The sequence below is a fragment of the Corynebacterium afermentans subsp. lipophilum genome (assembly GCF_030408375.1).
Classification (GTDB): Bacteria; Actinomycetota; Actinomycetes; order Mycobacteriales; family Mycobacteriaceae; genus Corynebacterium; species Corynebacterium lipophilum.
On record NZ_CP046530.1, the window covers coordinates 218,677 to 233,481 of the forward strand.

12 protein-coding genes are annotated in these 14,805 nt (G+C 65.9%); 2 read left to right on the plus strand and 10 right to left on the minus strand.

All coding sequences use genetic code 11. The features are described 5' to 3' along the window. Nucleotides 1-10: 10 nt before the first annotated feature. The 9 genes from CAFEL_RS00945 to CAFEL_RS00985 form a co-directional block, all read right to left on the minus strand. Nucleotides 11-808 (minus strand): glycosyltransferase, encoded by a 798-nt coding sequence (locus CAFEL_RS00945; RefSeq protein WP_194560088.1) that lies wholly within the window; start codon nucleotides 806-808, stop codon nucleotides 11-13. 2 nt (nucleotides 809-810) lie between these two features. Beyond that, on the minus strand, nucleotides 811-1,674 hold the full coding sequence (rfbA, locus tag CAFEL_RS00950) for a glucose-1-phosphate thymidylyltransferase RfbA (RefSeq protein WP_194560089.1): 864 nt from the start codon (nucleotides 1,672-1,674) through the stop codon (nucleotides 811-813). A 15-nt stretch (nucleotides 1,675-1,689) separates the two neighbouring features. Next, nucleotides 1,690-3,018 (minus strand): sugar nucleotide-binding protein, encoded by a 1,329-nt coding sequence (locus tag CAFEL_RS00955; RefSeq protein WP_194560090.1) that lies wholly within the window; start codon nucleotides 3,016-3,018, stop codon nucleotides 1,690-1,692. Between the two features lies 1 nt (nucleotide 3,019). Further along, a complete protein-coding gene (rfbB, locus tag CAFEL_RS00960; protein WP_194560091.1) occupies nucleotides 3,020-4,003 on the minus strand; it encodes a dTDP-glucose 4,6-dehydratase in 984 nt (327 codons plus the stop codon). Between the two features lie 6 nt (nucleotides 4,004-4,009). Continuing rightward, complete coding sequence (locus tag CAFEL_RS00965) at nucleotides 4,010-5,188, minus strand: hypothetical protein (RefSeq protein ID WP_194560092.1); 1,179 nt, start codon at nucleotides 5,186-5,188, stop codon at nucleotides 4,010-4,012. Beyond that, the gene (locus CAFEL_RS00970; protein ID WP_194560093.1) at nucleotides 5,185-6,432 is read right to left on the minus strand and encodes a M1 family metallopeptidase; all 1,248 of its coding nucleotides are present in this window, start codon (nucleotides 6,430-6,432) and stop codon (nucleotides 5,185-5,187) included. The genes CAFEL_RS00965 and CAFEL_RS00970 overlap by 4 nt, the downstream gene beginning before the upstream one ends. An 11-nt stretch (nucleotides 6,433-6,443) precedes the next feature. Then, nucleotides 6,444-8,411 carry a prolyl oligopeptidase family serine peptidase gene (locus CAFEL_RS00975; RefSeq protein WP_194560094.1) on the minus strand — a complete coding sequence of 656 codons (1,968 nt, stop codon included), beginning with the start codon at nucleotides 8,409-8,411 and terminating at the stop codon, nucleotides 6,444-6,446. Between the two features lies 1 nt (nucleotide 8,412). After that, complete coding sequence (locus tag CAFEL_RS00980; protein ID WP_194560095.1) at nucleotides 8,413-9,534, minus strand: alpha/beta hydrolase; 1,122 nt, start codon at nucleotides 9,532-9,534, stop codon at nucleotides 8,413-8,415. A 345-nt stretch (nucleotides 9,535-9,879) separates the two neighbouring features. Further along, nucleotides 9,880-11,310, minus strand: coding sequence for an alpha/beta hydrolase (locus CAFEL_RS00985; RefSeq protein ID WP_194560096.1), 1,431 nt, complete (start codon nucleotides 11,308-11,310; stop codon nucleotides 9,880-9,882). A gap of 80 nt (nucleotides 11,311-11,390) precedes the next feature. Here CAFEL_RS00985 and lpdA point away from each other — a divergent pair, with 80 nt between their 5' ends. Next, nucleotides 11,391-12,803 (plus strand): dihydrolipoyl dehydrogenase, encoded by a 1,413-nt coding sequence (gene lpdA, locus CAFEL_RS00990; RefSeq protein WP_194560097.1) that lies wholly within the window; start codon nucleotides 11,391-11,393, stop codon nucleotides 12,801-12,803. Between the two features lie 494 nt (nucleotides 12,804-13,297). Here lpdA and CAFEL_RS00995 read toward each other — a convergent pair whose 3' ends face one another. Beyond that, nucleotides 13,298-13,762 (minus strand): SRPBCC family protein, encoded by a 465-nt coding sequence (locus CAFEL_RS00995; protein ID WP_034997061.1) that lies wholly within the window; start codon nucleotides 13,760-13,762, stop codon nucleotides 13,298-13,300. Between the two features lie 266 nt (nucleotides 13,763-14,028). Between CAFEL_RS00995 and CAFEL_RS01000 the strand changes: the two genes are divergently transcribed. After that, nucleotides 14,029-14,802 carry a succinate dehydrogenase cytochrome b subunit gene (locus CAFEL_RS01000; protein ID WP_194560098.1) on the plus strand — a complete coding sequence of 258 codons (774 nt, stop codon included), beginning with the start codon at nucleotides 14,029-14,031 and terminating at the stop codon, nucleotides 14,800-14,802. Nucleotides 14,803-14,805 lie beyond the last annotated feature (3 nt).

Below are 14,805 nucleotides of genomic sequence, written 5' to 3' on the forward strand. Positions count from 1 at the left end.
GCCCGTTAGGTTACTCCCCGCGGTGGAACAAAGCGGCGTACACGCGCCGGAGCAAACCTGTGGGTAGCGCGCGGTATGCGGTGCGCGCCGCCAGGTTGAACGCCGCCCGCGGGCGCGAAACAAAGCCGTAGGCGACCAGGTTGCGCTGCATCTGCACTTCCGCGGCGAGCATCTCGCGGCCGGTGCGGCGGGAAAACTGCGCGTCGGTGACCTGGAAGTCCGTCAGCGCTTCCGGCAGGTTGCGCACGTGCCAACCGCCCGCGATCAGCCGCGCGTAGAGGTCGTAGTCCTCCATGAAGTGCACGTCCCGGTAGCCCCCGACCTCCTTGACGGCGCGGGTGCGCAGCATCACCGAGGGGTTGTTCACCGGCGAGTTCATCTTCGCGTACGCGTGCGGGTTTTCCGGCAGGGCGCGCACCTTGCCGGTGTCGCCGGGGGTTTCCGCGAACTCTTCGACGGCGCTGCCCAGCGCGCCGACCTCCGGGTGCGCCTCCAAAAACTCCAGCTGCCGGGCGAAACGTGTCGGTTTCGCGGCGTCGTCGGAGTCCAGCCGTGCGGTGTAGTCGGAATCGATCGTGGCAAGGCCAGCCTGCGACGCCGGGCCCGCGCCGACATTCTCAGGCAGCCGAATCACCCGGGCATCTTGCTTCTCGACGACCCTCCGGACCCCCTCCGACACCGGCCCGTCCGCCACAATGACCAGCTCGTCCGCAGGCCGCGTCTGCACCGCCAGCGAGTCGAGGGCGCGGACCAGGTCGTGTTCGTCGGTGCCGTGGTAGACGGTCACCAGTGCGGTAATCGTGGCCATGGTTAGTCCCTTGCTGCGTCGATGAGGTAGCGGCCGTAGCCGGATTTCAGCACCTGCTCGCCCAGGGCCTCCAGCTGCGCGGCGTCGATGAAGCCCTCGCGGTACGCCGCCACCTCTGGCGAGCCGATGACGGTGCCGGTGCGCTTTTGCAGCACCTCCACGTAGGCGCTGGCTTCGCTCATGGAGTCGATGGTGCCGGTGTCCAGCCACACATCACCCCGGTGCAGGCGGTGCACCTTCAGGTCGCCGCGGTTGAGGTAGGCCTCGTTGACGGAGGTGATCTCCAGCTCCCCGCGCGCCGAGGGGGTGATGGATTTGGCGATGTCCACAACATCGTTGTCGTAGAAGTACAGCCCCACCACGGCGAAGTTAGACTTCGGAGCCTCCGGTTTCTCCTCGATGGACAGCGCGGTGCCGGAAGCGTCGAACTCGACCACGCCATAGCGCTGCGGGTCCGAGACCTCGTAGGCGAAAATCGCCCCGCCGTCGATGTCGCGCACCTGGCCGAGCACCTGGGCGATGCCGCTGCCGTCGAAGATGTTGTCGCCGAGCACCAGCGCCACCGAGTCGTCGCCGATGAACTCCTCGCCGATCAAAAACGCCTGCGCCAGTCCCTCCGGGCGGGGTTGTTCGGCGTAGTGGAGCATGATGCCGAGACGTGAGCCGTCGCCAAGCAAACGCTCGAAGTTCGGCCGGTCCTCCGGGGTGGTGATGATCAAAATCTCCCTGATACCCGCGCTGATCAGCGTGGATAGCGGGTAGTAGATCATCGGCTTGTCGTAGATGGGCATGAGTTGCTTCGAGATGCCCTGGGTGATCGGGTACAGGCGCGTGCCCGAGCCGCCGGCGAGAATGATGCCCTTCATGGAAGCGAAGTCTAGCTACCGCAGCGCCACATACAGCGCCAGCGCCGCGCGCCAGTTCGTCGGGTTGAAACCTGTGGCTTTGATTTTGTCCAGCACCAGGGTGGATTCGCGGGGGCGCGGCGCCTCCACGCCGAATTCGGCGCCGTACTGCTCGGTGGTCACGGGGTGGACGTCCGCCGGGTCGCCGCCGACGGCGATGAACACGGCCATGGCGATCTCGTCGCGCGTGGCGGCGTCGCCGTCGGAGGTGATGTTGTACACGCCGTACTCGGCGCCGGTGTCGAGCAGGTGCGCGATACCTTTGGCCAGGTCCTCCGCCCAGGTGGGGCGGCCGCGCTGGTCGCAGACCACCTTCGGCGCCGCACTTTTCGCCGCGAGGTCGGCCATGACGGACATGAAGTTGCGGCCGTCGCCGAACACCCAGCTCGTGCGCACCACGTAGTGCTTGCGCGCGACCTGCGCGGCAGTGTCGCCGGCGGCCTTCGACGCGCCGTACGCGCTCAGCGGCGACGGGGCCTCAGCCTCGTCGTGCACCTCGACGTTGCCGTCGAAGATGTAGTCGGAGGAGACATGGACGAGCGTGAGGTCGTGCTCATTGCTTATCGACGCAAGCTCCGCCGGCGCCGCCGCATTCACCCTCCATGCCCCGGCCCGGTCGTCCTCCGCGCCGTTGACGTCGTTGTAGGCGGCGCAGTTCACAATCGCCCAGTAGTCCGCCCAGTCAATGCCGGCGCTTTTCGCCGCGTCGGCGACGTGGCAGATGTCGAACTCGTCGTGGCCCACGAAGTGGGCCTGGTCCTCCGACCAGATTTGGCGCAGGGCGCGTCCAAGCTGGCCGTTGGCGCCGGTGACGAGGATGCGGCGTGGGGGCAGCGCTGTGGCGTCGATAAGCATGGGATGCTCGAGGTCTTTGGCGGACAGCTCGGTGGGCTCGAGCGGCCAGTCGATTTCCTTGTAGGAGCAGAACGCGCCGCCGGGGGAGTAGCGCTGGTTGACCAGGTAGATGTAGGTGGTGTCGTCCTCGAGCGCCTGGAAGCCGTTGGCCACGCCGCGGGGGACGAACACGGCGGTGTCCGGGCCGATCTCGCAGGTGAACTTCTCGCCGTACGTGGCGGAGCCTTCGCGCATGTCCACCCACGCGCCGAACACGCGGCCGGTGGCCACGGAGACCCACTTGTCCCACGGCTCGGCGTGCATGCCGCGGGTGGCGCCGCGGCGGGCGTTGAAGCTGACGTTGTGCTGCTTCGGGGTGAGTTTTTGGCCGGACCAGTTCTCTTTGAACCAGCCACGGTTGTCCTCGTGGACGGTAAGTTGGTGAACCTCGAGGCCGTCGATGGTGGTCATTTCACTGTCCCCTTTCCGCGTACCCGCGTTCAATGCCTGCCTTGTCGTTTTCCCACCACCAGCGGTTGTCGGTGTACCAGGCGATGGTTTGCTCCAGCCCGCTGCGCAGGTCCGTGTGCTGCGGTTGCCAGCCGAGTTCGCGGCGCAGCTTGGTGGCGTCCATGGTGTAGCGCTGGTCGTGGCCGGGGCGGTCGGCGACATGGACGTATTCGCCGCCCATGAGCTCGCAGATGGTCTCGATGACCTGCTTATTCGTGACGTGAGCGTCGCCGGGGTTGCTCGCGCCGATGCTGTAGGTCTCGCCGATGCGCCCGCGCTCCAAGATGGCCAGGACGGCGTCGTTGTGGTCGTCCACGTGGATCCAGTCGCGCACCTGCGCGCCGGTGCCGTAGAGCTTGGCGGGCTGGCCGGTGAGGATGTTGGTGATCTGGCGGGGGATGAACTTCTCTATGTGCTGGTAGGGCCCGTAGTTGTTGGAGCAGTTCGAGATCGTCGCGCGCACCCCAAACGAGCGCACCCAAGCGCGCACGAGGTGGTCGGAGCCGGCCTTCGTTGCCGAGTAGGGCGAGGAGGGGTTGTACGGCGTGGTCTCGGTGAACGCGTCCGTGCCGCCGAGCTCCAGGTCGCCGAAGACTTCGTCGGTGGAGATGTGGTGCAGGCGCTTATTACTCTTGCGCACCGCCTCCAGCAGAGCGAATGTGCCGTTGATGTTGCTGTGCACGAACGCGGACGGGTCCCTCAGTGAGTTGTCGTTGTGCGATTCGGCGGCGAAGTGGACGACGGTGTCTGTGTCGGCCACGAGCTCGTCGATAAGCGGTTGCTCACAGATGTCCCCGCGCACGAACTCGATGCCCTCGGGCAGGTTCGCGCGGTTACCAGCGTAGGTGAGCTTGTCCACGACGGTGACGCGGAAGCTTTGCGACGCCTGCCGGACAAAATTCGCCCCTATGAACCCCGCACCGCCAGTGACAAGCAAACGTTCCATGGCCAGCTACCTTACAAGGCCCGCCAGGTGCACGAGCGCGCCGACGATCGGCCCGGCGAACAGCGCCACCACAACCGTTGTGGCGACGCCCCACGGCGCGAGGAACAACACGGCGAACGCGGTGGCGGTGGCGGCGAGCCAGCCGGCGACGTAAAACGCGTGGCGCTCTAAGGCGAGCACGGCCACGCCGGTGATCATGAGCATGCCCATGAACGCGGAGGCGAAGGTGAGCAGGCCGAGCGTGAGCCCGTCGACAAACAGCTCCGGTTTGTACACCACCCGCAAAATCCACGGGCCGATCAGCCAGGCCGCCGCGAAGCCGATGAGGCCGACGCCCATGATCGCGCCGACCGGGGCGGCGAGTGCCTTATAGACGGCGCCGCGGCGCTCCACGAAGCGCACCACCAGCGCCGATTGGAAACGCTGCAGCGGCACCAGCACCGGCGCGCGGGTGAGCATGACGGCGTTGTTGATCGCGGCGACGGCAGCGCCAGCAGTTGCCGCGGGGAAGGCAGCGGAGGCGGCGGTGGGAAAGCCCGTGATCAGCGCGGCCGACGCCCCGGAGGCCACCATGGCGGAGCCGACGCGGCGCACAAACGCCCCGCGGTCCACGTCCAGCTGCACGCGCACCGGCGCCAGCGCCAGGACCACCGCCCAGCTCAGCGCGCCGATGACGGTGATAGCCAAAAACTCCACCAGCCCGCCGCCGAGCGCCCACACCACCACCGCAAGCACGAGGCGCACACCGGAGTCCAGGGCGACCAGCGCGGCGTAGCGGTTCCACAGCCCGGAGCCGCTCAAGATGCCGGAGAGCACCGCCTGGAAGGCGTAGCTGAGCAGGCCGAACGCCAACAACCCCGTGGCGGTGCCCGGGTGGGCGGGCACGATGCGGCCCATGGTGAAAAACCCCACCAGCAGCACCACTGCAGCTAGCGCCGCGCCGATCGCCGCGCCGAGCTTCCACGGGTTAGCGCTGCCACGCACCTGCGTCTCGCGCGAGGCTGCCACGGCGCGGGTGGTTTCCTGCGTGATGCCGTCGATGAGCCCGGTGCAGGCGAAAAACAGGCCCCAGTAGGCCAAGAAGGAGTTGTAGCCGTGCTCGGCGTCCAGGGCCCAGCTGGCAATCCACATGACCACAAAGCCGCTGGCCGCGGCGAAGATGGTGGCCAGGGAGAGGTTTTTCACGGGCACTCCGGAAGCTCGGGGTGCTGGATCCACGCGTCCAGGATCGGGGAGATGTCCACGCCCTGGCGCTTAAACGCGTTGACCAGGTCGAAGGTCTCCACGATGCCGTGGGCGTTGGTGGCCACGTAATCGCGCACCGCGTTGAAGAACACGGCGTCGCCAAAGGCGCGGCGCAGTGCGTGGAGGGCGATGGCGCCGCGTTTGTACACGCGGTCGTCGAACATGTCGCGCGGGCCCGGGTCCGCGAGGGTGAACCGCATGGGCGTGATTTTGGCGTAGTGGGCGCGCACGGAGGCGTCGATAGGCATTTGCCCCGTAAAGTCCGCCCACAGCCACTCGGCGTAGCAGGCGAAACCTTCGTTGAGCCAGATGTCCTCCCACTGTGCGATGCCCAGCGAGTTGCCGAACCACTGGTGCGCCAGCTCGTGCGCGATGAGGCGCTCGTTGCCCTGCAGGTGGTTCACGCCGAAGATGGACAGCCCCTGGGCCTCGAGCGGGATCTCCAGCTCATCTTCATGCACGACCACCTGGTAGTTCTCAAACGGGTAGGGGCCGAAGACGGTTTCGAAGTAGTCCAGCATGGCCTGCTGCTTGTCCAAGTCGCCCACCTGGGTCGCCGGCGGCAGCCACGCCACGGTGTTGCGGCCCAGATCCACGCGGTGGAACTGGCCCACCTGCACCGTGGCCAGGTAGGTGGCCATGGGGCGGGCGGTGGTGTTGGTCACCGCCACGTACCCGCGGTCCGCGCGCACGTTGAAGGTGTAGGTGGCCTTCTCGTCCGGGGTGTCGTCGCAGGGGAACCAGGACGGCGCGCCGTCGGGCTGGTTGGCGGTCAGCGCGCCGTTTTCCAGCTCCTCCCACCCCAGCATGCCCCACGCGGTACGGCGGGGGCGCGGGGAGCCGGCGTAGCGGATGGTCATCTGCAGCTCCGTGTCCACCGGGATGAACTGGTCGAAGGTGATGCGCAGCTTGCCGCCGTGGTGGCGGTAGCGCTTGATTTCAAAGCCTCCGGATACCTCCACGCGGCGCACCGACAGGCCCTGGGTGAGGTCGAGGGTGAGGTGGTTCAGCTCCCGCCAGGTGCTCAGCGTCAGGGTCGCAGTTGCTTCGAGACGGTTCGGGGCAACCTTGTAGTCAAAATCCAGGTCGTAGTGCGTGACGTGGAACCCCAGGTTGAACTCCACGCCGGTGTAGCGGTCGCGGGTGCCGGGGATGGGTGTGGAGCGAAGCCTCAGGTTTCTCATCGCCGGGAAGTCTACGCCAGGGTGTTGCCGATCTTGTCGTTGATCCACAGGTAGATCAACGCCTCCACCCGCGACACCTGTGCGTTATCCGCGGCACCGGCGTGACCGCCTGCGGTGTTTTCGAAGTAGTCCACCGGCTGGCCCGCCCGCCACAGCGCGAGCGCGAAGGTGCGGGCGTGGGCGGGGTGGACGCGGTCGTCGCGCGTGGAGGTGGTCACCAGTGCCGGCGGGTAGGCCACTTCCTCGCGCGGGCGGACGTTGTGCAGCGGCGACCAGGTTGCAATCGCGGCGCGCTCTTCGGGGTTGTCCGGGTCGCCGTACTCCGCCATCCAGGACGCGCCGGCGGACAGAGTGTGGTAGCGCAGCATGTCCGTCAGCGGCACCTGGATCACCGCCGCCCCAAAGCACTCCGGGTACTGCACCAGCGCGCCGGAGGTGAGCAGCCCGCCGTTCGAGCCGCCACGGATGGCAATCTGCGCAGCCGTGGCGTAGCCGCGGGCGACGACGTCCTCGAGCACCGCCTTGTGGTCCTCCCACACCTTGTGGCGGTTGGTCTTGACCACCTGCGAGTGCCACTCGGGCCCGAACTCGCCGCCGCCGCGCAGGTTGGGCTGGACGTAGAAGTTGCCCTGCTCCAGCCACGCGATGCCGCGCACGTTGGAAAACGCGGGCGTGAGCGAGACCTCGAAGCCACCGTAGCCTCCCACCAGCGTGGGGCGGGGGCCAAGGGAGAAGTTGCCGGTGATGAAGTACGGCAGGCGCGTGCCGTCGGCGGAGGTCACCCAGTGCTGGCGGGTTTCAAGCCCGCTCGTGTCGAAGTGGGCGGGGGCGCGCTTGGCTTCGGCGAGCGCGCCGGAGGCGTCGCCACGCAACAGCGTTGTCGGCGTGGTGAAGGAGGAGGCGGCGACCCAGAACTCGTCGCCGGCGAGCGGGCTTGCGGCCACCACGTGGGCGCTCGCGGCCTCGGGCAGCGTGAGCTCGGTGCGCTCCCAGGTGCCCAACGCGACGCGGGAGATGCTGGTGGCCACGTCCACAAGGCAGGTGATAAGCAGCGCGTTTTCGGTGAACGCGATCGATTCGACGGTGGCGTCCTGCTCGAGCACGGTGAAATCGCGGGCGCCTTGCTGGAACGCATCGAGGTCGATCACGCCGAGGGCACCCGCGGGCACGCCCGCGAACTCGGTGCGCGGCTGGATGAACAGCCACTTCCGGTGGGGGATGGCGTCGCAATCGTCCGGCACGTCTACATACTCGCCGTCCACCCACGTGCGCGAGGTGTAAAAATCGAGCGCCCGCGTGACGACGGTCCTCCGGTCCACCACGTCATAGCCCGCCCCGACGGCCACGTCGTCGGGTTCGCCGGTGAAGATGACGGTCTTGTCGCCGCCGCGGGTCCAGCGCGCCACCTGCATGGGGTAGCCGGAGTTGGTGACCGTGCCCGGGCCTTCGTCGGTGCCCACCAGGATGGTGTCGCGGTCTACCCAGCTGACATCCGTTTTCGCCTCGTCGATGGTGAAGCCGCCCGCTGCTGCATCGACGAAGGTGCGGGTTTCAAGGTCGAACTCGCGCACCATCACCGCGTCCGCGCCGCCTCGCGACAGGCGGATCAGCGCCCGGTCCCAGCTCAGCGGCAACACGGTTGCGCCCTTGTACACCCAGTCCTCGTCTTCGTCGGCGGCCAGCGCATCGACGTCGAGGAGGACCTCCCAATCAGCTTCTCCCTCGGCGAGGAACGAGGCGAGCGTCGTGCGGCGCCACAGTCCGCGCTCGTGCTCGCTGTCGCGCCAGAAGTTGTACAGGTACTCGCCGCGCCGGGTGACAAACGGGATCCGGTCGTCCGAATCCAAAGCGGCGCGGATCCGCTTACGCAGCGCGGCCGAATCGAGCCGCGCTTCTGTCGCGTCGGACCACTCCCGGGCCCATTTCAGGGCGGGGGCGGCCGTGAGGTCGTCGAGAAGCTTGGGCTCGATGTCGCGCACGCTAAGCCCCCAGAGCAGGCTTGATTGTGGTGTGCCAGGCGCGGTCCATGTCCTCGGTCCAGTACGGCCAGGAGTGGGTGCCCACGTTGCGCAGCTCGAAGTGCGCCGGGATGCCCAGGCCGTCCAGCTTGGCCTTCAGGTCGTGGGTGCACTTGTTCACCGCGGCCTCGATCACGCCGCCTTCGACCTGCAGCACGCCCGAGCCGAGCTGCGCCGCCGGCATCGGGGCACCCTTGCCCAGCAGGTAGCTGACCTGGTCCGGGTGGCCCGCCAGCCCCGTGCCGGAGGAGACGTACAGGCGGGTGCCGCGCAGCTTCTCCGCGCCCAAAAGCGCGTCGTTGTAGCGGTTGTACGGCCCGTTCATCGGCCCCCACATCATCTCCGGGGTGACCGTTTGGAAATTCGGGTTACCCGCGCGGTTGACGGTCACGCGCGCGAAATTGTAGCCGTGCGGCGAAGACGTGGACGCGCAGCCGGAAAACGCCGCCACGGCCTGGTACATCCCCGGGTTATGCTCCGCGAACAGCAGGGCAGAAGTGGCGGACATGGACAATCCGGTTACGGCGCGGCGGCCGTTGGCGCCCACCACGCGCTCGATCGGGCCGGGAAGCTCCTTGGTCAAAAACGTCTCCCACTTCTGCGGGCCGTTGATGTAGTCGGAGGCGACGTCGTCTTTCACCCAGTCCGTGTAGTAGGAAAACGCGCCGGCCTGCGGCACCACCACGTTGACGCCTTTGCCGGCGAAGTAGTCCTTCACCGGGTAGAGCTTCAGCCAGTCCTGGTTCTGCTCCGCGCCGCCGGCACCGTTGAGCAGGTACAGCGTCGGTGCGTTGCGCACGCGGTTGCCGGCGGCGTCGGTGGCCGGCACCACTGCGACCGGGATGTCGCGGCGCATGGAGGGGGAGTACACGTTGTAGGACAGCACCGTCTTGTGGTCCACCTGGTTGGCCCACTCCTGCGGCTGGCCGGTGCGGGTGATCCGCGGCGGGTTCGATCGCGCGTCCCACGCCTTCACAACGCCTTCCTGGCCGGCTGGCTGCTGGGCGGAGGTCGCCGGTGCGCTGGTGCCGGCGAGGGAGAGTGCCGTGAGGGCGGCAAGCGCCGCCGCCTTGATCTTTCTCATATGTGTATCCAGTCCTGGGGAGGGGGCTAAACTGACAGGCAATTATTGCGCCATTCTATGGGACATTCGTTACTGTAGTGGCCAGCGTTACGCGTGTGGCGTGTTGCGCCGCCCGCCCGGAAACCCCGAAAGGACCCCCAAAATGAACCCCATCGAAACTGTCCAGGTGCAGATCAACCAGATTCTCGGCGAGCTCGTGCACGCAGGCTCCTCCATGTCCTCCACCATCGCCTACGGCATGGGCATGTTCTAAAAAGGGCATGTTCTAGCGCGCTACGCAGCGAAAAAGGTGCCTCCCCGGACTGTTTTCGGGGAGGCACCTTTGGTTCGTCGAGAAGCAGGTGCCTACTGCTCCAGGCCGAGCGCCTCCTTGAACACCTTGTCAAAGGAAAGCTTCACGTCGTCGCGCCAGGACGCCCAGCTGTGGGTGCCCACATTGCGCAGCTCAGCGTGGGTGACCTCCACGTCGTTAGCGCGCATCTTCACCATCAGATCGTGGGTGCAGGCGTTCATCGCAGCCTCGATCACGCCGCCTTCAACCTGCAGAGTCATCGCGTTTGACAGCGCGCGGGCCGAAGCCGAGTCCGGGTCCACGCCGTACTGATTGATCAAGCGGTCCTTCAGGTAGCCCGGCGTATCGCTCTCGCCCGCCAGGCCGGTGCCGGTGGACAGGTACACCGCAGTGCCCTTCAGATCGGCAGCGTTGACCAGCGCGTCGTAGTGGCGGTTGTAGTCCGAGCCGCGCTCTCCGAAGATGTACTCCGGCGACATCACATTCGGCGCGCCGCGGCTGACGGTCAGGTTTAGATACTCCCAGGGGATCGGCGTGGACGTCGCCGCGCAGCCGGAGAAGGAGCCGACAGCGTCGTAGAAACCCGGGTTGTGCTCCGCCAGCAGCAGCACGGAGGTCGCGGCCATGGACAGGCCGGCCGCCGCGCGGTGCTCCTTGTCGGCCTTCATGTACGGTTCAACCGCCTGCGGCAGCTCATGAGCCAGGAAGGTCGACCACATCTGCTTGCCGTGGAAGAACGGGTTCGTGTCCGTGTCCACCGGCGGCTCGGCGGCCCAGTCCACGTAGTAGGAGAACGCGCCTTCCATCGGGATGACAACGTTCGCGCCGGAGTCCTTGTAGGTCTTCTCCAGCTCGTCGTAGGCTTGCGCCACCCAGTCGGTGTCCTGCTCGGAACCGCCGGCGCCGTTGAGCAGGTAGACCGTCGGGGCGTTCTCCTTGCGGTCGCCGTTTTCGTCGGTGGCGTAGAAGATCGCCACCGGGATGTCGCGCTCCATGGACTCGGACTTCACGGAGATTGCCTCGTTGTCCCAGGCGCCGCGGTGGCGAGCGAGGATGCGCACCCACGCTTGGTCCTTGCCCTGGTAAGTCTTCGGCGCTTCGTCGAGCGGGCGGATATTCGGGTGCTCGTCCGTCGGCTCCGGGTCCTCGGCGGGTTCCACAATCGTTGCGGTCGGGCTCGTGCTTGTCGACGTCGCATCCGTCGCCGCCGTCGTCGTTGTCGTGGGTGCCGTTGTGGAAGGTGTTGCCGTCGAGGACTTCGGCACAACCTTCGGCTTCTCCGACGTGGTCGGGCTCGTGGTCGAGCTCGCGGTGGTGCTGGTTGTTGGGGTGGGAAGCGAGGTCTGCACCGTCGTCGCCGCCGGGGACAGGGTGGTGACCGGCTCGTCGGTGCCGCCCTCCGCAAAGTGCTGGACGGCGGGCACGGAGCCTGCGGCGATAAGGGCGGCGGCGCCCAGGGCTACCGCCGTGCGAGTGAACTTCACAGTGAATCGCTCACTTTCATTCAAAAAACAAACAAGATGCTTCGCAACATTTTGCCAGACGGGCACGTACGATATGCAGCGTGAGTAAAGAACATTTTGACGTTGTTGTCCTCGGCGCTGGCCCCGGTGGCTATGTCGCCGCCATCCGTGCAGCTCAGCTGGGTAAAAAAGTAGCTGTTATTGAGAAGCAGTACTGGGGCGGTGTCTGCCTCAACGTGGGCTGCATCCCCTCCAAGGCCCTGATCAAGAACGCTGAAGTGGCTGAGATCTTCAACCACGAAGCGAAGACGTTCGGCATCAAGGGCGACGTGGAGTTCGACTACACCGACGCCCAAAAGCGCTCCCGCAAGGTCTCCGAGAAGATCGTCGGTGGCGTGCACTACTTGATGAAGAAGAACAAGATCCAGGAGATCAACGGCCTGGGCTCGTTCAAGGACGCCAAGACCATCGAGATCACCGACGGCGACGACAAGGGCATGACCGTCACCTTCGACGACTGCATCATCGCCACCGGTGCCGTTGTGCGCACCCTGCCGGGCATCGAGCTGTCCGAGAACGTCGTCTCCTACGAGGAGCAGATCCTCAACCCGGAGGCCCCGGAGAAGATGGTCATCGTCGGCGCCGGCGCGATCGGCATGGAGTTCGCCTACGTGCTGTCCAACTACGGCGTGGACGTCACGGTCATCGAGTACATGGACCGCGTCCTGCCCAACGAGGACAAGGACGTGTCCAAGGAGATCGCCAAGGCCTACAAGAAGCTTGGCGTGAAGCTGCTCACCGGTCACGCCACCACCGAGGTGCGCGACAACGGCGATTCCGTCGAGGTGGACGTGAAGAAGAACGGCTCCGACGACGTGGAGACGCTCACCGCGGACCGTGTGATGATTTCCGTGGGCTTCGCCCCGCGCACCGAGGGCTACGGCCTGGAGAACACGGGCGTCGAGCTCACGGACCGCGGCGCCATCGCCATCGATGAGCGTATGCGCACCAACGTCGACGGCATCTACGCCATCGGCGACGTGACCGCGAAGCTGCAGCTCGCCCACGTGGCTGAGGCTCAGGGCATCATCGCCGCCGAGACCATCGCGGACGCGGAGACCCTCGAGATCGAGGATTACATGATGACCCCGCGCGCCACCTTCTGTAACCCGCAGGTCGCTTCCATGGGTTACACCGAGGAGCAGGCGAAGGAGAAGTGGCCGGACCGCGACATCAAGGTCGCCACCTTCCCGTTCTCCGCGAACGGCAAGGCAGTGGGCTTGGCGGAGACCGCTGGCTTTGGCAAGCTCGTCGCGGACGCCGAGTTCGGCGAGATCTTGGGCTGCCACCTCGTCGGCGCAAACGTCTCCGAGCTCATACCGGAGGTCGTCCTCGCGCAGCGCTTCGACCTCACCGCAGGCGAGATCGCGCGCTCCATCCACATCCACCCGACTCTGCCGGAGGTGATCAAGGAGATCGCGCACGGCATCGAAGGCCACATGATCAACCTGTAAAAGCCTTCTGCTTTACGACGCACCAAAGGCGGGCCCCGCTTTCCAGCAGGGCCCGCCTTTTTGCGTGCCGTGGCGGCTTCCCGCGCCTGCCCGCGCCTGCCCGTGCCCGAACTCGCGGATCGTCTAGCAGTGCGGGCGATCCTGCTAGACGATCAGCAAACGCCGACTGCATTTCCCCAGGTCAGTATCGGGGCGGTGTGGGGGGCAGCCCGGACGGTGAAAATGGCGCGGCTGGGCCGCTTCAGCGGCAGATCTGCTAGTTCCCCGCCCCGCCTTCCTCCGGGCAACTAGCAGATCAGGCTCGCAGTGAAAGTGATTTCCGATATCAACTGCGGAAACGAAAAGTTGGACAGTTGATCTGCTGGTTCGGAAATTTGGGGAACTAGCAGATTAGGAGAGCGGGCGGGGCGATCGGGCGGGGCGGGCATGCAAAAGGCGGCTGGCCGGGCGCTGGGTCCGGCGGGCCGCCTTTGGTGACGTCGAGAAGCGAAGGCTTATGCGCCTGCGACTGCCTCTGCGAGGGAGTCGAGGGACTTGGCCAGGAAGTCGTCGTCGAACTTCTCTGTCATTGCGAGGAGGTTCTCCTCCAGCTCATCGCGCTGGTAGGTAAGGGTGACGTTGGTGTTGTCGGCGTCGATCGGCTCGAGCTCGTAGAGCCACTTCGCGCCGACCTTCACCTCGGCAGTGGTGTTTTCCACGTTCTTCCAACCGATGACGCGGTCGTCCTGGATGGCGAAGACCTCGTTGACGGTCTGGTAGTCGCCGTCCTCTTTGGTCATGTTCATGGTGAAGGTGTCGCCGACGTTCTTCAGGCGCTCGCCCTGGTCTGCGGAGACGACCATGCCGGAGTTGTCCGTCTCGGCGTGGCGCTCGGGGTTGGAGAGGATGTCGAAGATCTCGGCTGCGGGAGCGTCGATCTGGCGGGTTGCTTTGTTTTCAGTGTTCTTGTCGATAGCCATGGCAGCCAGGGTACCGATTTTCGGCAGATGGAGTCGGTGTCGGAGTTAGGTCCAGCTAACCAACCAAAGATTGACACTGAACGGGGTGAAGGATGTGGGATTCAAAGCGGATTGCCGTGGCGGTGGCGAAGGTCACAATCAATGTGGAGCGCTGGATGAATGGCTCAAGTGGGGGTTGAGGTTAAGGAGGGCGTGGGGTGAACCTGGCAATCCAGTGTGTGTGAGCGGGGGCTATCTCTTAGAGTATTAGCGACACTGGAGGTGCCATGACTGTACAAAACGCAGACCGTGAAGCCATTCGTCACGGAAAAATTACTGAGAAGCCGCTGCGCGAGCGGCCGTCCTACCCCACGTGGGCCATCAAGCTGACCATGGCGATCACCGGCCTTATCTTCGGCCTGTTCGTCCTTGGCCACATGGTGGGCAACCTGAAGATCTTTATGCCGCTGAACGCCGACGGCTCCGCGCCGATCGACGACTACGGCGAGTTCCTGCGCACGATCGGCGAGCCGCTGTTCCCGCGCGAGGGCTTCCTGTGGATTCTCCGCATCGCCCTGCTGGCCTGCCTGGTGCTGCACGTGTGGGGCGCATTCACCCTGCGCGCCCGCTCCAGCGCATCCCGCGGCCGCTTCAAGCGCACGAACCTGATGGGTGGATGGCAGTCCACCGCCACCAAGTCGATGATCTGGACTGGCATCATCCTGCTGCTGTTCATCATCTTCCACCTGCTGGACCTGACTCTCGGCCAGGCTGTCGCCTCCGACGAGTTCGTCCAGGGCGCGGTGCGCAACAACTTGCTCGCCACCTTTGCCCCGGGCCGCTGGTGGGTCACGCTGGTGTACGTGGTTGCCAACCTGGCGCTGCTGCTGCACCTGACGCACGGTATTTACCTTGCGGTGTCCGACCTCGGTTGGCTGGGTAAGCGCGGCGAAGGCCTGATGGTCATCCTCGCGTACATCCTCCCGTTCATCGTTGTCGCTGGCAACGTTGTCATGCCGCTCGCTATCGCGTTCGGCTGGGTCCCGGATTTTTCCAGGTAACGG